Source organism: Streptomyces sp. XM4193 (genome assembly GCF_023072595.1).
In the GTDB taxonomy this organism is placed as follows: Bacteria; Actinomycetota; Actinomycetes; order Streptomycetales; family Streptomycetaceae; genus Streptomyces.
Map to the genome: position 1 here is coordinate 62,397 of NZ_JALLGK010000003.1, position 17,020 is coordinate 79,416.

13 protein-coding genes are annotated in these 17,020 nt (G+C 74.6%); 10 read left to right on the top strand and 3 right to left on the bottom strand.

Annotated features, from left to right (window positions below; translation table 11 throughout):
* Positions 1-133: 133 nt before the first annotated feature.
* A complete protein-coding gene (locus tag MTQ01_RS11470) occupies positions 134-646 on the top strand; it encodes a GNAT family N-acetyltransferase (protein WP_374207706.1) in 513 nt (170 codons plus the stop codon).
* A gap of 239 nt (positions 647-885) precedes the next feature.
* On the opposite strand, the gene MTQ01_RS11475 is transcribed toward MTQ01_RS11470, so the two are convergent.
* Positions 886-1,089 (bottom strand): cold-shock protein, encoded by a 204-nt coding sequence (locus tag MTQ01_RS11475; RefSeq protein ID WP_093718378.1) that lies wholly within the window; start codon positions 1,087-1,089, stop codon positions 886-888.
* Positions 1,090-1,405: 316 nt separating this feature from the next.
* Here MTQ01_RS11475 and MTQ01_RS11480 point away from each other — a divergent pair, with 316 nt between their 5' ends.
* From MTQ01_RS11480 to MTQ01_RS11515, 8 genes are all read left to right on the top strand, one after another.
* Positions 1,406-2,290: a menaquinone biosynthesis protein gene (locus tag MTQ01_RS11480; protein ID WP_247489346.1), complete on the top strand. Its 885-nt coding sequence runs from the start codon at positions 1,406-1,408 to the stop codon at positions 2,288-2,290.
* A 207-nt stretch (positions 2,291-2,497) separates the two neighbouring features.
* Entirely contained in the window at positions 2,498-4,225 is a 1,728-nt protein-coding gene (locus tag MTQ01_RS11485) for a serine/threonine-protein kinase (protein ID WP_247489988.1), read from the top strand.
* 95 nt (positions 4,226-4,320) lie between these two features.
* Complete coding sequence (locus tag MTQ01_RS11490) at positions 4,321-6,468, top strand: hypothetical protein (RefSeq protein WP_247489348.1); 2,148 nt, start codon at positions 4,321-4,323, stop codon at positions 6,466-6,468.
* A gap of 142 nt (positions 6,469-6,610) precedes the next feature.
* A complete protein-coding gene (locus MTQ01_RS11495) occupies positions 6,611-8,056 on the top strand; it encodes a hypothetical protein (RefSeq protein ID WP_247489350.1) in 1,446 nt (481 codons plus the stop codon).
* A 236-nt stretch (positions 8,057-8,292) separates the two neighbouring features.
* Positions 8,293-10,626: a hypothetical protein gene (locus MTQ01_RS11500; RefSeq protein ID WP_247489352.1), complete on the top strand. Its 2,334-nt coding sequence runs from the start codon at positions 8,293-8,295 to the stop codon at positions 10,624-10,626.
* Positions 10,613-12,040 (top strand): hypothetical protein, encoded by a 1,428-nt coding sequence (locus MTQ01_RS11505; RefSeq protein WP_247489355.1) that lies wholly within the window; start codon positions 10,613-10,615, stop codon positions 12,038-12,040. The genes MTQ01_RS11500 and MTQ01_RS11505 overlap by 14 nt, the downstream gene beginning before the upstream one ends.
* Positions 12,041-12,297: 257 nt before the next feature.
* On the top strand, positions 12,298-13,494 hold the full coding sequence (mqnC, locus tag MTQ01_RS11510) for a cyclic dehypoxanthinyl futalosine synthase (RefSeq protein WP_247489356.1): 1,197 nt from the start codon (positions 12,298-12,300) through the stop codon (positions 13,492-13,494).
* 8 nt (positions 13,495-13,502) lie between these two features.
* Positions 13,503-14,024, top strand: a complete 522-nt coding sequence (locus MTQ01_RS11515) for a hypothetical protein (protein WP_247489358.1) — start codon at positions 13,503-13,505, stop codon at positions 14,022-14,024.
* A 134-nt stretch (positions 14,025-14,158) separates the two neighbouring features.
* Here MTQ01_RS11515 and MTQ01_RS11520 read toward each other — a convergent pair whose 3' ends face one another.
* On the bottom strand, positions 14,159-14,662 hold the full coding sequence (locus MTQ01_RS11520; RefSeq protein ID WP_247489360.1) for a DUF3515 family protein: 504 nt from the start codon (positions 14,660-14,662) through the stop codon (positions 14,159-14,161).
* 181 nt (positions 14,663-14,843) lie between these two features.
* Positions 14,844-16,193, bottom strand: coding sequence for an MFS transporter (locus MTQ01_RS11525; protein WP_247489363.1), 1,350 nt, complete (start codon positions 16,191-16,193; stop codon positions 14,844-14,846).
* Positions 16,194-16,409: 216 nt separating this feature from the next.
* Here MTQ01_RS11525 and MTQ01_RS11530 point away from each other — a divergent pair, with 216 nt between their 5' ends.
* Positions 16,410-16,979, top strand: a complete 570-nt coding sequence (locus MTQ01_RS11530; RefSeq protein ID WP_247489365.1) for a CGNR zinc finger domain-containing protein — start codon at positions 16,410-16,412, stop codon at positions 16,977-16,979.
* Positions 16,980-17,020: the final 41 nt, after the last annotated feature.

Sequence of the window (17,020 nt, forward strand, 5' to 3'; positions counted from 1 at the left end):
GGGCGGCGTCGCGGTTGGCGGCGGTCGTGGGCGGGTACGTACCCGCGACCTCCTCCCGCGCCGAAGGTATCGCGGGCGTGTCGGTGGGTACTGCTCAACCAGTCACGGTGCGACCGGTGCTGGTCCGGTCGGGGTGGAAAGGAGCGTCGTGGGCTTCACGTTGCGGGTGCCGACGGAAGAGGACGCGTACGTCTGGCACGAGCTGTTCGACGACCCCGAGGTCATGGAGTTCCACGGCGGCAGGGCGCATTCGGTCGCCGTCTACGAGGAGTTGACGGCCCGCCAGCGCGCGCACGACGCCACTCTGGGCTACTGCCTGTGGACGGTGCTGAGCCCGAGCGGTGTTCCCGTCGGGTTCGTCGGCGCCCAGCCCTGGCAGCCGCAGGACTGGGGCCCGGTGGGCGAGATCGAGATCGGCTGGCGTCTGGGGCGCGAGCACTGGGGCCAGGGATACGCGACCCGCTGCGCGCAGGAGACGCTGCGCCGGCTGAAGGAGATGGGCGTGCCGCGGGCGGTCGCCATGGTCGCCGAGGGCAATCACCGTTCGGCGGCGGTGGCCGAGCGCCTGGAGATGCGGCACGTCGAGTCGTTCACGATCCCGCACCGCGGCACCCGCGGCCGTCGCTACGAACTCGCCCTGGCCTGAGGCCGGTTCGGCCGCCCCGGCACCGGGTCTCGCGTCGGCCGGTCTCGCAGGCCGGTCTCGCGCCGGCCACCTCCGGCGCAGGCCGGTCCCGCGCCGGCCGGGCGGCGGGGGCAGCCCCCGCGCCGGGGCCGGGCCGCGTCCGCCGGTTCGGTTCGCGTCCGGCGGGGGCGGGCACACATGCAGGAGCCCCCGCTGGCAGCGGGGGCTCCTTGGTGCTCAGCAGGTGCTGAAGCTTCAGATCAGAGAGCGGTGACGTTCTCCGCCTGCGGGCCCTTCGGGCCCTGGGTCACATCGAAGCTGACGGCCTGGTTCTCCTCGAGAGAACGGAAGCCGTTGGCGTTGATTGCGGAGTAGTGGACGAAGACGTCGGGGCCTCCGCCTTCCTGAGCGATGAAGCCGAAGCCCTTCTCGGCGTTGAACCACTTCACGGTTCCGGTAGCCATAAGCCCTCCTTGGGCCTATTAAGGGTCGCCCTGCTCCAGAACCTGCAAGAAGTCTGAAAATGACGAAAGCCTGCGGTCACAAGGTCCGCAGGCTCTGTACTGCAAGGGAAACCAAACTGCAACTTGCGGCGAGCCTAGCACGCTGAGTAGGCGAGAGGGAAGGGTTGAAAGATCGCTGCGAGCGTACTTGCAAGGTGGTGTCGCGAGGGTTCTGCGCGGCGCTGACGTGGGTAGAGGAGCAGGTTGGTGCGCGGCCGCCCGGCGAGCCGGGCACCGGTCGGAGGGCCGCGGGCGGTGCAGGCGTACGCTCCGAGGTGTGAGCGCACAACCGAACGCACCCCGGTCCCGCCCGCGAGTCGGGCACATCCAGTTCCTGAACTGTCTGCCCCTCTACTGGGGGCTCGCGCGGACCGGGAGTCTGCTCGATCTGGAGCTCACCAAGGACACTCCGGAAAAGCTCAGTGAACAGCTCGTGAACGGTTCTCTCGATATCGGGCCGATCACTGTTGTTGAATTTCTGCGCAATAGCGACCGGCTCATCGCCCTACCGGATATCGCGGTCGGCTGCGACGGCCCGGTGATGTCCTGCGTCATCGTCTCCAAGGGGCCGCTGGAGGAGCTGGACGGGCAGCGGGTCGCGCTCGGATCGACGTCGCGCACCTCGGTGCGGCTGGCCCAGCTGCTCCTCGCGGAGCGCTACGGGATCGCCCCGGACTACTACACCTGCCCGCCGGACCTGGGCCTGATGATGCAGGAGGCACAGGCCGCGGTGCTTATCGGGGACGCGGCGCTGCGGGCCTCGCTGCACGACGCGCCGCAACTCGGGCTGCGGGTGCACGATCTGGGGCGGATGTGGAAGGAGTGGACGGGACTGCCGTTCGTGTTCGCGGTGTGGGCGGCCCGCCGCGATTTCCTGGAGAGCGAGGCGGAGACGGTCCACGAGGTCCATCGCGCATTCCTCGCCTCGCGGGATCTCTCGCTCCAGGAAGTCGCCAAGGTCGCCGAGCAGGCGGCGCGTTGGGAGTCTTTCGACGCCGAACTGCTCGCCCGCTACTTCACCACTCTCGACTTCCGGCTCGGCGAACGGCAGCTCGCCGGTATTCGCGAGTTCGCGCGGCGCACGGCGCAGGACACCGGGTATCCGGCGGACGTGCGCGTCGACCTGCTGCCCGCCCCCACGGGGGACACCGCCCGCTGGTGACCGCCCGGCGCGCCGCTCCCTCCCACGCCGCTCCTGTCCGGCCCGCCGCGCCCGTCCGCCGTGCCCTCCGCGCGCCGTACGGTCCGTCGAACCGCCGCCGCACGCCGACCGGTTCACCCGCGGGTGCCGGACGTCGCGACCCCGGCGAAGTTCCGAACGACAGGCCCTAGGCTTGCGCCGACGTTCGAACAGGGAGTGGGACAGCAGATGCAGCCGCTGGGGGAGGACGATCCGCGCTCGATCGGCGAGTACCGACTGCTGCGGCGGCTCGGCGCCGGAGGAATGGGCCTGGTCTACCTGGGGCGCAGCCCGGGCGGTCGTACGGTCGCGGTGAAGGTGGTGCACGCGCACTACGCGGCCGACGAGCACTTCCGGGCGAGGTTCCGGCTGGAGATCGAGGCGGGGCGCCGCGTCGGCGGCGACTGGACGGCGCCGGTGCTGGACGCCGACCCCGACGCGCCGACGCCGTGGGTCGCGACCGGCTATGTGGCCGGGCCCTCGCTGCGGCAGGCCGTGGAGACGCAGGGCGCGCTGCCCGAACAGACCGTACGGGCGCTGGGGGCGGGCCTGGGCGAGGCGTTGACCGCGGTGCACCGGCTGGACCTGGTGCACCGGGACGTCAAACCGTCCAATGTGCTGCTGACCCTGGACGGGCCGCGGCTGATCGACTTCGGAGTCGCCCGGGCGACCGATGCGACCGCCTCGCTGACGGCGACCGGGGTGTCCGTCGGCTCGCCGGGCTTCATGTCTCCCGAGCAGGTGCTGGGCCGGGACACCGACCGGGCGGCGGACGTCTTCTCGCTCGGCGCGGTGCTCGCCTTCGCGGCGACCGGTGAGCCGCCCTTCCCCGGGTCCAGCTCGGCCACACTGCTCTACAAGGTGGTGCACGAGGAGCCCGAACTCCACGCGCTCACGGGCGAGTTGCGCGAGCTGGTGGCCGCCGCCCTGGACAAGGACCCGGCCCGGCGGCCGACTTCGGCGATGCTGGCCGACCGGCTGAGCGGCGGCGAGGGCGCGGCGACCCTGGTCGTCCCCGGCTGGCTGCCGCCGCTGGTCGTGGAGGGAGTCAGCCGCCGGGCGGTGGAGCTCCTGGGGCTGGAGGCCGACGGCTCCGCACCCCGGACGGATGCCCGGCCGCCCGCGGACACCCCGACCGCTCCGCTGGGCGGTTTCGGTCCGCCGGGCTCCGGGCTGCCGTCCGCGTCGCCGTACCGTACGCCGCCCCCGCAGCCTGCGCCGTACCCGCACCTCGCCGCCCCCCACCCGAGCCCGGCGGCTGCCGCCCGGCCCATGGCGGCCTCGCCGCGGCCCGGTTGGAGCCAGGGACACGGCACGATGGCGCCGCACTCCGGTGACACCCCGCCGCCGGGCGCGCCCGTGCGGCAGCCGCCGCGCGCCAAATGGGGCAAGGGGCGGCGGATCGCGCTGGCTGTCGGGCTCGTCATCGCCACGGGTGTGGTGCCGGGCGGGATCTCGCTGATGCTGCCGGACGGCGGCGGTTCGGGCGGCGGTTCCAGCTCCGGCACGGACTCCGGCGGCAAGGGCGGAGCCACGAAGGACGACGATCCGTCGGCGCTGCCGGTGAAGTGGGTCGGCACCTGGCGCGGCGTCATCACCTCGCGCGCCGGCGACCGGATCGATCTGACCACCACCATCCGGGCGGGCAACCGCGAGGAGCGACTGGTGCGTACGACGCACGACGTCCAGGGCGTGCAGTGCAAGGGCGTCGCGAGGGTGGACCGGATCACCGAGGCCAAGCTCGAACTCACCGAGTTCTCCGACGGGGACTCCCCGGAGGTGCTGGGAATGAAGGTGTGCGCGGAGGGCTCCTCCAGGGCCGACCTCCTCCTCGGCGAGGACGGCACCATGACCTACCGCTCGCACGAGGAGCGCAGCGGGCGCCCCACCGGCGAGTTGGACAAGGACGGCGACTGACCCGGCGGTTCGGTTCCCGGCCCCGCGTCATAGCCTGGAAGCTCGCGCCGGCCGCTGCCCGCCGGCTCGGGCGAAGGCGGCGAAGGAGAGGTGCGATGCGCGCGCGAAGAGCCGTTCGGCTGCTCCTTCCGCTGCTGGCACTGGGCTGGCTGGCACTGGGAACACCGACCGCATCCGCGGCCCCCGCGGCAGTAGCGGCACCCGCTGCGCCTGCCGCTTCGACTGCCGCGCAGGACGACGGGTACTGGGAGCCCACCTGGCGGGAACGGGCGCAGGCCGAGTTCTACGCCGAGCGGCTGCGCGAGTCCCCGGTGTACATCACCGACCAGGCGCCGCGGGTGATGCCGCGTTCGGCCGCCCCCGACTTCCGCGCGCAGGCGAAGCGCACCGGGGTGCCGACGTACGTGCTGGTGCTGCCGTACGAGGTGGTCACCGTCGAGCAGCGGCTGCTGCGCGCGATCCACGAGGAGTTGGGCGAGGACGGCATGTACGTCCTGGTCGAGGCGGACGGCGGCGGCATCGGCGGTGTCGACGTGCTGACCACCTCCGCCGAGGCCCGCGAACCGGCCCTGCGGGCGGCGCGCAGCGCCTCCTCCCGGCTGCCCGACGACGCCACCGCGCTCGACCACTTCCGCTATTTCGTCGACGATCTGCGCGACGGCAAGGGGCCCGGCTCGGGCGACGAGGACCCGGACGACCTCTACGCCGACCACGAGTCCCGGCGGACCCACTCCGTGCTGACCGGGATCGGGACCGTGCTGCTCCCGGCGCTGGTGCTGCTGGTCGGTGTCGCCGAGGTGCGCCGCCGCAGCCGTACGGGCGAGGCGCGCGGCGGACGCGGCGGCACCCGGCGGGCGGTCGTCGCGACCACCGGCGGCGCGCTGGCGCTGGCCGTGCTGGTGCCGTTCGGCGCCGGCGCGTTGGCCACCGCGACCCGGGCCGGCGGTTCACCGGACCCGACCGCCCGCGACATGGCGCTGCGGGTGGACCGGGTCGCGGCGGGGCTGCGCGAGAACCCGGTGTACGCCGACGAGGAGCAGCCGCCGCCGCTGAACCCGAAGCGGCTGCGCGCGCTCGAACGGCGAATACAGGCACTGGACGTGCCCATGTACGTCGTGCTGATGCCCTCCGAGTACGACGACGAGTCGGACGGCGACGCGGAGGCGTTCCTCGCCCGGGTGCAGGAGTCCACGGGCCGCGACGGGCTGTACGTCTCCGTCGACACCTCCGGACTGACCTACGGCTTCGTCCGGCTCGCCAACCACGGCGCCCGGCTGGCGGCCGAACCGCTGCGCCAGCTGCCCGAATCCGTGCGCTACGGCGCGGACGACGACGCCGACGGGGTCGACCGCGCCGACGCCGATGTGCGCGAGGCGAGCCTGTCGGCGCAGCTGACGGCGCTGGTCGAGCATGTGGCCGACACACCTACCGGCCCGCCGGGCCAGCCCGAGCCGGAGTACGACGTCCCCGACCCGGTCGCCGAGAACACCCTCGCCCCGCTGCTCTCCGGCCCGTTCTGGACCTCGCTGCGGGTGACCGGCCTGGTGCTGCTCGGTGCCGGCGGTGCCTGGGCGCTGGCCCGGTGGCGGCGTCAGGGCGCGGTGCGGACCGGGAGCGGCGGGGCGGCGGACACCGCCGAATCGCCGTACGAGGACACCCCCGAGAACCCCTCGGCGCGCTGGCTGCGCGGGGCTCTGGTGCGCGAACTGGACGCTCTCCAGGAGGAGTTGCCGAAGTTCGGGGGCAGCGAGCGGGCCCGGGTGCAGGCGTGGGAGTGCCTGGACGCCGCGCTGCTCCAGCTCTCCGAGCACGGTGACTGGCGCCTGGCCAAGCAGATGCCCGAAACGGAACTCGCCACCGCCCTCGTACTGGTCAGGGCCGGCACCACGGCGCTCGCCACCGCGGGCGGAACACGTGGCCAGCGCAAGGGCGTCGGGCGGCTGTGCCATCTGAACCCGCTGCACGGCAGGGCGCCGCAACTGCTGGACGTCACCTCCTCGGTGGCGCCGCGCGGCAGCCGGGCGCTCTGCGGGCACTGCGCCCGGCTGCTGCGCAACCCCTCGCAGCAGAAGGCCCGTGCCGCCGCCGACCGGCGGGCGCTGCGGCTGCCCGGCAGCGTGGGCGAGCGCTCGGTGCCCTACAGCGGCGTTGCCGGGCCGCTCGGCTCGCTGGCCGCCGACGGCGAGGTGACGGTCGCCGGTCTCGTCTCGCAGGTGAAGGAGCAACTCGGTGTCCACAGCTAGCTCTTCGCGCCCCGCCGCGTGCTCGGAACGCCCCGCCGCCGCAGGCTCTGCCCGCCCGGGGGCGGGCGCGTTCCGGGCCTCGTTCCGGGGTGTCCGCTCGGGTCCGGTCGGACGGGGCGGTCCGGCTGCCCGGCTGCGCGGTGTGCTGCCGCTGGTGGCGGGAGCGCTGCTGCTGGCGCTCTGCGCGCCCGCCGCTGCTGCCCAGCCGTCCCAACTCCCGTCCGTCCAGCGGCAGTCGGCCGAGTCGATCAAGGCGGCCGAGTCGATCAAGGCGGCCGAGTCGGCCAAGTCGGTCGAGTCGGTCGCGGTCAGCGAGATCGCCGAACAGCTGAAGCAGTCGCCGGTCTACGTCGACGCCGGTTATCGCGCCCAGGTGTCCGACGCCCAACAGCGGAAGCTGGCGCGCCAGATCGAGAAGACCGGTGTCAACCTCAAGGTCGTGCTGGTCACCTTCCGCTCCGAGGACCGCTGGGGCGGCGACGCCAAGCAGTTCGCCGGCGCGCTGCGGGACCGGCTGGAGGTCGCCGACGACGAGCATCTGATCCTGCTCACCCCCAACTCCTGGTACGGCAAGAGCATCAGCGGCTTCGAGTGGCCGGACGACAACCGCTACGACGCCAACTACGCCGCGATGGCCGTCTCGGTGCGCCACGACGAGAAGAGCATGCCGATGGCGGACCAGGTCCGCCGCGCGGTGGAGATCATCGACGCCGGTACGGGAATGCGCGAGTACGAGAAGGCCCGCGAGGACAACCCGTTCAAGTACTCCACCGGCGGTCGCGACGGAGGCGGGCCCGGCGCGTGGCTGGTCGCGGGACTCGTCGCCCTGGTGCTGGTGCTCGCCGGGCTGCTCGGCTGGGCGCTGTGGCGCAGGCGCAGAACCGGCGCCGGGCTCGCGAAGCTTCCGCAGCACGTCTACCTGGCCGCGCGCGCTGCCGACGAGGACGCCGTGCGCCGGCGGGCACAGGAGGAGGTGCTGGCGCTGGGCGAGTCGGTGCGCGACCACCGACCCGCAGGGGCCGGTCCGGGCGCCCCCAACTCCTCGGGCACATCCGGTACTTCGGGCGCCTCGGCGGACGACACCGCGGCCCTGCGGCTGGCGCTGGACGCGTACGACAGCGCGGGACGGGTGCTGGACGCCGCCGGCGGACTGCCCGATCTGGTCGGTGCGCTCGCCCTGGTCATCGAGGGCCGGGACGCCCTCACCGCCGAGGACCGGCAGCGCAGGGGACGCCGAACCGGCGGCGCCGGTGCCGCCGCGCGACTGCCCGCCCACCGCCTGCCGTTGTGCTTCTTCCATCCGCTGCACGGCCGCGCCCACACCAGGGTCCACTGGCGCGCGCTCGGCAGCCGGGAGGCGCTGGACGTGGCGGCGTGCAAGGAGTGCGCGAGCGCGGTCCGCCACCGCCGGGTGCCCGAGGCGCTCACCGACCGGTACCGCGGCAGGTCGGTGCCGTACTTCGACGTGCCCGCCGAGCAGAGCCTGTGGGCGGCGACCGGCTACGGCTCGTTCGGCGACGAACCGCTCGCCGTGCGCGTACAGCGCGGCGACTTCACCCGCGCCGCCGCAGCCCGCGCCCGCGACTGACACCCCCGACCGATCCGCCGACACACCCCGGTCGCCGCGAAACGGACCGCTCCGCACACCGTCCGGCGTGCGCGACCGCCCGAACCGGCCGCGCACGTCAACCGGTTCGGGCGACCGGGATCGGACGGACCGTACGGGCAGGGCGGATACGGGCCGTGCGGGTACGACCGGCGGGGGTACGGGCTGACAGGGGTACGCCGCGCCAGGCGGGCAGAGAGCGTAAGGAGAGGCAGCGCATGTACGCGAGACGGTCCCGGGACACCACTGTGCCGTCACCGCCCCCTGCCCGCGCTCGTACCCGCTTGCGGGCCGGTGTCCCGCTCACCGTCCTGCTCGCGGTCGCCGTGCTGTGCGGAGTCCTGCTGCCGGCGTTCGCCCTGTTGTCCGCGGACCGTGCCGAGGCAGGCACCATCGGGACGCCCCCGACCGCGACCGGCCCCCAGCCGGCGCACGGCACCCACGCCGCACCCGCCACGCTGCCGACGCACGCCGCACCCGCCACGCTGCCGGCACCCGCCGCCCACGCCGCGCGGCCAGGACAGCCCGCGCGCTCGGCGTCGACGGGCTCCGGCGCGAGCGACTCGGCCGCGCAGGCGCGCTACTACGCGCAGCAGCTGCGCAGTTCAACGGTGTACGTCTCCGACCAGCTGGCCCGGCTCGTCCCGCGTTCGCTCGGTCCGCGCTTCGCCGCGCAGCTGCGGCGCACCGGGGTGCCGGCCCGGTTGCTGGTGCTTCCGCACCACACCCACTCGACCCATGTCGACCTGCCGGCCGCCGTGCACCGGGAGTTGGGCCGCGAGGGCCTGACCCTGGTGCTGGAGGTCGGTTCGGGTTTCGAACCGAACCGGCTCACCGCCGCGCACAGCGGTGTCGATCTGCCGGTCGAGAGGGCGAGGGAGCAGGTCGGGAGCCGGCTGCCGCACGACGCGACCGCGCTGGACCACCTGGGGCGCTACGTCGACGCCCTCCTCGGCCGGCCCGCGGACGCCCCCGGCGGGCCCCACGACCGTTCGCGCGACGGCCGCGTCCTCGGCATCGCGACGGTGGCGTCGACGACGGGCGTGCTGTTCGTCGGCTGCCTGCTGGTGCGCCTGTGGCGCGGACGCCGCGACGAGCACTACTGGATACCCGTCCTCGCGGCGACGGCGGTCGCGTTCGCGGTGCCGACGGTCACCGACGCCCTGACACAGGTGCCGCGCTCCCAGACCGTCACCACCCCCACCGCGCGCGACCTCGCGGCCCGTGCCGAACGGGTGGCCGCCGGGCTGCGGGACTCGCCCGTTTACGACGACCGGGAGTCGGCCGCGGCGCTCCCCGAGGACCGGTGGCGGTCCCTGGCCGGGCGCTACGAAGCGCTGGAGACACCGGTGTACGTGGTGCGGCTGCAGATGTCGCCGGACGACGAGTCCGCCGGTCGCGGGGAGCGGTTCCTGAAGCGGCTGCACACCACGACCGGCCGCGACGGCCTCTACCTCCTGGTGGAGACGGAGGGTGCGACGAGCCGTCTGCGACTGGCCAACCACGGCGTCGAGTTGGACGACCGGGCCCTGCACGAGTGGGCCGGCCCGCGGTACTTCGGGCTGCCGGGCGACCCGCGCGGACGCCGGGCCGACGACGCGGACCCCGGCAGCGGGGACCGGCTCCACCGTGAACTCGCGGCGTTCGCCGAGCTGGTGGACGAGGCCCCGCCGGGCCCGCCCGTCCGGCGCCCCGGCGGCGAGCCGCCCGAGGTCGAGCCCGTGGAGCATCTGACCGCCGTGCCGCTGATCTCCGACGAGTTCTGGAGCGCCTCGCGCAACGGCGCTCTCCTCGTCGGTGGAAGCGCCCTGGGTCTGTGGCTGCTGTACTCGGTGGCGGCCGACGGGCTCCGTCGCCCGGCGGCGGGCGCGCCGCCGCCCCCACCCATGCTGCCGGGGACGTACCGAGCCGTGCCGGACCGGCAGTACGCCGCCGCGCCGGCCCGTCCCGGCAGGCGCTGGCTGCGGCGTCGGGCGCAGCTGGAGCTGCGCGCCCTCCACCGGGAGCTGGCCGGTTTCGCCAAGGACCACGAGGCACGGATGCGCGCGACGGACTGCCTCGACCTGGCGACACTGCTGCTCGACCGGCGCGGGGAGCAGCGCATCGCCTCCGAGGTGCCGACCTGTGAACTGGCCACCGCCCTGGTGCTGGTGCGGCTGGGCCAGACCGCGCTCGACACCGGCGGCGACCCGGCGTACGAGTACACCGAACGGCTCTGTGTGCTCAACCCCCTGCACGGCGTCGCCTCCGCCGCGGTGCCCCTGCTCCCGGACGAGGACGGGCCGCAGGGCCCCTCCCGCGGCGGGCGGTGCTGGATGTGCCAGTCGTGCCGGACGGAGGTGCTCTGGGACCGGAGCGGCAGCGACCCGGTGGCGACCCGAACCCGCCGCGCACGGCGCAGGGTGCTGATGCTGCCCGACAGGACCGCGTCGCGTCGCGCCGTCGCCCACCACCGCCACCACGGCGCGCTCGGCCGCAGCACGTCCTCGGGCGTGACGGACCCGGCCGTACTGATCGACGAGCTGAAGGGAGAACTCGGTGTTCACCACTAGAAGTCGGAGTGCGGCCGTCGGTCCTGCGGGCGCGCTGCGGGCCGACGCCGGCGAGGCCCCGGCTCGCAACCCCGCGCCGCGAGGTGCACCCGCCGTCGCGGTCGTCGTGGTGGCGCTGCTGCTCTGCGCACTGGGCGCCTCCCCGGCCCGCGCGGACCGGGCGCCGACGATGGAGGAGATCGTCGAGGGCCTCAAGTCCTCGCCGGTGTACGTCGACGAGAGCTACCGCTCCGAACTGCCGCTCTCCGCACGGCGGGCGCTGGCTGAGGAGGCCGGGGCGACCGGACTGCGGCTGAGCGTGGTGCTGGTGCGGCTGAAGCCGGGTGACGCCTGGAACGGCGACCATGTGCACTTCGGCGAGGCGCTGCGGGACGCGCTCGGCCGGCCCGACGGGGAGCACCAGGTCGTGATCGTCACCACTGCCCAGAAGGACCGCACCCTGCACGCCTTCGAGTGGCCCAAGGGCGACCGGCACCAGGCGGGCGCCGCCGCGAGGGCGACCTCCATGGAGCACGAACTGCGCGGTGTGCCGCTGCGCGAACGCCTCAGCCGCACCATCGAACTGGTCGGCAGCGGCGAGGGGATGGTGGCGCTCGACCGCGTACTGGCCGAGAAGATCTCGGGCGGCAAGCGCAAGGGAGGGGACGAGTCGGCGGGCGAGGACGACAGCGCGGCGGGCCGGGACTCCGGCCCGTCCTGGGGATGGGCGGCGCTGCTGATCCCGGTGGTGCTGCTGGCCGGGTGGTGGGCGGCGGCCCGCCGCCGCGCCGACACCGCGCTGCCGCTGGCACCGCACGTCTTCGCCTCCGCCAGGCAGGAGAGCGAGGGCGCGCTGCGGCGCCGCGCGAAGAAGGAACTGCTCGCTCTCGGCCAGGAGTTGGGCGCGCACCGCTCCACCGCGGACGACCGGACCGACCCCGCCCCGCTCCGTCTGGCCCTCGACGCGTACGCCGCGGCCGGCAGGGTGCTGGACGACGCCACCGGCACACCCGACCTCGCCGGCGTTCTCGCGCTGGTCACCGAGGGGCGCGACGCCCTGGAGGAGGACGACCGGGCACGGGCGGAGGGCGCCTCGCGGAAGGCCGCCGAACGTCCGCTGCCGCTGTGCTTCTTCGACCCGCTGCACGGTCGTGCCGAGCGCCGCCACCTGTGGCGACCCATCGGCCGCCGGGACACCCTGGACATCGCCGCCTGTGCGCACTGCCTGGAACTGCTGGCCCTGCGGCGCAGCCCGCGGATGCTGGCGGACCACCACGACGGCACCGGCGTGCCGTACGCCGAGGTGCCCGCCGAGCAGAGCCTGTGGGCGGCGACCGGCTACGGCTCGTTCGGCGACGAACCGCTCGCCGTGCGCGTACAGCGCGGCGACTTCACCCGCGCCGCGGCAGCCCGCGCCCGCGCCGCCCGCGACTGACGCCCCCGACCGTCCCGCGCCGCCGCCGCCGCCCGCGAACGCGTCGCCGCGCCAGTCCCGCCGCCGGCTGACCGCGCCCGTCCCGCCGCGCGGTGCACACCGCCGCCGGGCCTCGTGCCGCTGTGCGCCGGTACGGCGGCACGTCGGGCGGACGCCGGGCGCCGGGTGCGGGGTGCGGGGTGAGGCCGGGCGAGGGCTTCGCCGGTGCTCGCGTACGCTGGGACGGTCGTGACCACCCCGGGGAAGGAGCCGTTCCGGTGCCCGAGAACGTCGACATCCAGTCCGTACTCGACCGGGCCGCGGCAGGCGGCCGGATCACTCCCGAAGAGGCGCTCGTCCTCTACCGGGACGCCCCGCTGCACGCGCTCGGCCAGGCCGCGGACGCGGTGCGCCGCCGCCGCTACGCCGGTACCGAGCACCTCGCGACGTACATCATCGAGCGGAACATCAACTACACCAACTCCTGCGTCACCGCGTGCAAGTTCTGCGCGTTCTACGCCCCGCCGAAGAGCGAGAAGGTGTGGACCCGCGATCTGGACGACATCCTGCGGCGCTGCGCGGAGACGGTGGAGCTGGGCGGCACCCAGATCATGTTCCAGGGCGGCCACCACCCCGACTACGGCGTGGAGTACTACGAGAAGCACTTCGCCGCGATCAAGGAAGCCTTTCCGCAGCTGGTGATCCACTCCCTCGGCGCCTCCGAGGTGGACCACATGGCCCGCATCTCCGGTGTCTCCGCCGAGGAGGCCATCCGCCGCATCCACGCGGCCGGCCTGGACTCCTTCGCCGGCGCGGGCGCCGAGCTGCTGCCCGAGCGCGCCCGCACCGCCATCGCGCCGCTCAAGGAGTCCGGCGAGCGGTGGCTCGAAGTCATGGAGATCGCGCACAACCTGGGCGTGGAGTCCACCTCCACGATGCTGATGGGCACCGGCGAGACCAACGCCGAGCGGATCGAGCACCTGCGGATGATCCGCGAGGTGCAGGACCGCACCGGCGGCTTCCGGGCGTTCATCCCGTACACCTACCAGCCGGAGAACAACAAGCTGCGCGGGCAGACGCAGGCGACTCTCTTCGAGTACCTCCGCATGATCGCCATCTCCCGGATCTTCCTGGACAACGTGGCGCACATTCAGGGCTCCTGGCTCACCACCGGCAAGGACGTCGGCCAGCTCTCCCTGCACTACGGCGCGGACGACCTCGGCTCGGTGATGCTGGAGGAGAACGTCGTCTCCTCCGCCGGCGCCCGGCACCGCTCCAACCGGATGGAGCTGATCCGGCTGATCCGCGCGGCCGGCCGGGTCCCCGCGCAGCGCGCCACCACCTACGAGCACCTCGTCGTCCACGACGACCCGGCGAACGACCCGGTGGACGACCGCGCCGTCTCGCACATCTCCTCCACCGCGATCGAGGGCGGCACCGCACATCCCGGCCTGAAGCTCGTCGACGCCAACTGAGGGGCCCCGTGCGGACGTTGCACATCGGCGAGGACGACGGACTCGCCCTGCTCGCCGACGGTGAGCTGATCGCCGCGCTGGGCCCGGCCGAGCAGTTGGCCGCGGCGCACCCGGCTGCCCGGGAGCGCCGCTGGGCCGGACGTCTGGACGCGGGCCGCTGCGAGCGGGACCCCGCCGAGTACCTGGAGCGCACCTACCACCCGGACCCGCGCGAGGCCGAGCAGCTGGGCTCGGCGCCGATCACCGGCGAAGCCGCCCTGGCCGCGCTGGAGTTGACCCCGACCCGCTGGGGCGAGTCGGCCCGGCGCGGCGTGCGGAGCCTGCTGGCCTCGGGCGTCACCTGCCTCGCGGGCCCGCTCACCACCGAGCCCGCCCGCAACGCCGTACGCCGTGCCGGGCTGCCGGTCCGGGACCTCGGCCACCCGCCGCGGCTGGCCGTCGGCAACCGGGCCGACTTCACCGTCCTGGCCGCCGACGGCCGCTGCCTGGCCACGGCCCTGTCCGGCCGCCTCCTCCACCGCACCCGCTGACCCGCCGCCCGCTGACCGGCACAGACCCATCACCCCCTGCACGGGACGTACGGAGCACGGGCATGTGTACGCACAGGCGCACCAGGCTGGCGGTGGGTACGGGACTCAGTGGGGGCGTTACGGAGCGGCGGGGTTCAGCTCAGGCACTTCTCGGTCTGCTCGACGGGCTTGACGAGCTTGCTGAGTTCGATCAACACCGAGTCCAGTGCGGGGACTTCGTCGGCGACGGAGGCCTGCACTCCGGGCTCCCGGCCGAAGGTGAGCAGCACCTTGCGGCCCTCGCCGCTCTCCCGCTCCCGCCAGAGCCAGTCGACGCCGTCGACCGTCGCGCAGGAGTCGGCCGAGGGGACCGGCCGCTTCATCCCGCAGCGCAGCACGACGCTGCCGTCGCCCCACGAGGCGGCGCCGGCCGCGTCCGTGTCGTCGCGTTCCATGCCGTCCAGCCGGTCCGGGTAGCCCTTCTCGATCCGTACGCACGCGGGGTCGTCGGCCAGCGGGGCGGGCTCCACCTCGACGCCGGAACCTCCGTCCGCGGTCATCGCCCGCACGGTGAGCACGCCGACCACGACCAGCGCGGCCAGCGCCGTCGCGACAAGGACGCGCGTACGGCGGGAGAGCTTGGATGTGCGGGCGATCAAGGAAGTACCTCGGGAGTCTCGACAGGCCGGGACAAACGGTACGCGGGTGTGGGAGCGGCGCGTCGGGCGGGGGACCGCCGACGCCGTGCCGGCGGCCCGTGTGCGCGGGAGGTGCGGGGTCGTCGGTGCGGTGCCGCGTCGCTCGTGCAGGGCTTGCGCGGCCCGGCTCGCGCGGCGTTCCTCATCGGGCGGGGCGGTGCCCGCGGCCGGCGAGCAGTCCCAGCGGTACGGCTGCGAGCTGGGTGGCGGCGAGACACAGCAGCAGCGTGCCGGGGGAGACGCTGCCCGCCGCGACGCCCACCAGTGCCGCCCCGGCCGCGGCGGCGGAGATCTTCAGCCCGGCGGCGGTGGTGAAGACCTGGGCGCGCAACCGGGCCGGCGAATGGTCGGCGCGGATGCGCAGCGTGGCGCCGAGCAGCGGGCCCTCGGCCGTACCGGCTGCCGCGAAGAGTGCGACGCACTGCGCCCAGTGCGAGGTGAACGAGGCGGCGGCGAGCGCCAGTCCGAGTCCCAGCAGACTCCAGGAGGCCAGCGCGGGTGCGGGCGCCCGCGGCCACCAGCGTGCGCAGGCCAGTGAGCCGAGCAGCGCGCCGACCGCGAACGCCGTGACCAGCAGGCCGCCCGCACCGGGGGAGCCCCGGCTCTCCGCCAGCAGTACGGCGGTGGTGCCAAGCCCGCCGAGTCCGACGAAGGCCAGCGTGGTGCTGGTGGTGATCGCGCGCAGCTGGGGAATCCGCAGGACGGCCAGCAGCCCGGCGACCAGATCGGCCCGGAAGGAGGGAACTCGCTGCCCGGCCTCGCTGTCCGTGGCGCGTCTGCTGTCCGTGGCGCGTACGCTGTCCGGCCCGTCCTCGCCGTCCGTGCCGCGTCCGCTGTCCGGCCCGTCCTCGCCGTCCGTGGCGCGTCCGCCGGTCGTCGTGCGGCTGCCGGTCGGCTGTGCGGTCGGGTGTGGGACGAGCGGTGGTCGTCGGGCGGGCAGGCGCAGGGCGAGCAGTGCCGCCAGCGCCGCCGAGCCGGCGAGGGCGACCAGCGCGTACGCGGGGGAGGAGGTCACCGCGACCACGGTGGCCGCCGCCGGTCCGCCGACAGAGGCCGCGTTGTACACGGCGGCGTCCAGACCGTAGGCCCTGCCCAGGCGTTCGGGCGGGACGAGGTCGGCCAGCAGGCTGGACAGCCCGCCGGAGACCACCGGTCCGCACGCGCCGCCGAGCGCGGCCACCGCGAGCGTCAGCGGTGCCGGGACCTGCCCCAGGCAGGCCGCGAGCACCGCGATGGCCGCGGCGAAGCCGCCCAGCGCGGCGACGTACCAGCGTCGTACCCGTCGGGCGCGCGCGAGCAGTGCGCCTGCGAGCGGGGCGGCCACGACATGCGGCGCCATCCAGGCGGTGAGGACGAACGCGCCCTCGGCCGCTCCACCTGTGCGGTGCAGCGCCAGCAGCACCACCGCGACGGCGACGCCCTCGTCCGCGGACCTGGCGAGCAGCGCGGTCGCCAGACAGCCGCGCAACCCAACCGCCTGCTCTCGGTGCACTGCCGCCCTCCCCGTGCATCTCGCCCGGTTCCGTCCAGCCGCCGGACCGCTCCGCGCCGTCCGGACCGCGCCCCGCGCCCGTGCCGGTCGCGTCCCGCGCCGCCATGGCCCGTACGTCGTGTAATGCCTTAACATCACAAGACGTTACACCGTGCTGCCCGCCGCCCGACCCGGCTCTCGCCGAACGGGCCGGGCACAGCGAGGAGGAGAGGCACCGTGCCGCAGCAGCCGGACCGACCGGCCGACGACGGGCCGCGGGGGTTCCGTCCCGCCGAGCGGCTGGTCGAGGCCGCCAACGCCGTACGCCGTTCGCCCCTGCTTTCGCGTGCGGAGCTGGCCGCGCTGCTGGTGCGGCACGGCGAACGCGCCGCCGACGTCCGCGCCGACGCCTTCAGCGAGGCGGACGCCGACGAACTCCGGGACGCCGCCCGCACGTTGGCCGACGTACTCGCCGAGCGCGACCCCGACCGCGTCGCCGAAGCGCTCAACGAACTGCTCGCGCGCCACGGCGCCCCGCCCCGGCTCTCCCGCCACGACGGCCACCCCTGGCATCTGCACGTCGACCGTGGCGAGCAGGCCGGCTGGGGCGAGTGGTTCCTGGCCTCCGGCGCGCTGGCGCTGGCCCAACTGCTCACCGAGCGCGGACGCGTCGCCTGGGGGGAGTGCGCCGCGTCCGGCTGCCGCACGCTCTTCCTGGACACCGGGCCGGGCAGCGCGCGCCGCTACTGCTCGACCGGCTGCGCGACCCGGACCCGGGTCGCCGCGCACCGCCGTCGGCAGCGGTGAGGCGCGGCACGCGGCGGCGGGGGTGGTGCGCCGCCCGCCGG

Excerpts from the sequence above, each read along its gene's own strand:
- MTQ01_RS11475 (WP_093718378.1), bottom strand. The coding sequence starts at position 1,089 with ATGGCTACCGGAACCGTGAAGTGGTTCAACGCCGAGAAGGGCTTCGGC.
- MTQ01_RS11485 (WP_247489988.1), top strand. The coding sequence starts at position 2,498 with ATGCAGCCGCTGGGGGAGGACGATCCGCGCTCGATCGGCGAGTACCGA.
- MTQ01_RS11490 (WP_247489348.1), top strand. The coding sequence starts at position 4,321 with ATGCGCGCGCGAAGAGCCGTTCGGCTGCTCCTTCCGCTGCTGGCACTG.
- MTQ01_RS11500 (WP_247489352.1), top strand. The coding sequence starts at position 8,293 with ATGTACGCGAGACGGTCCCGGGACACCACTGTGCCGTCACCGCCCCCT.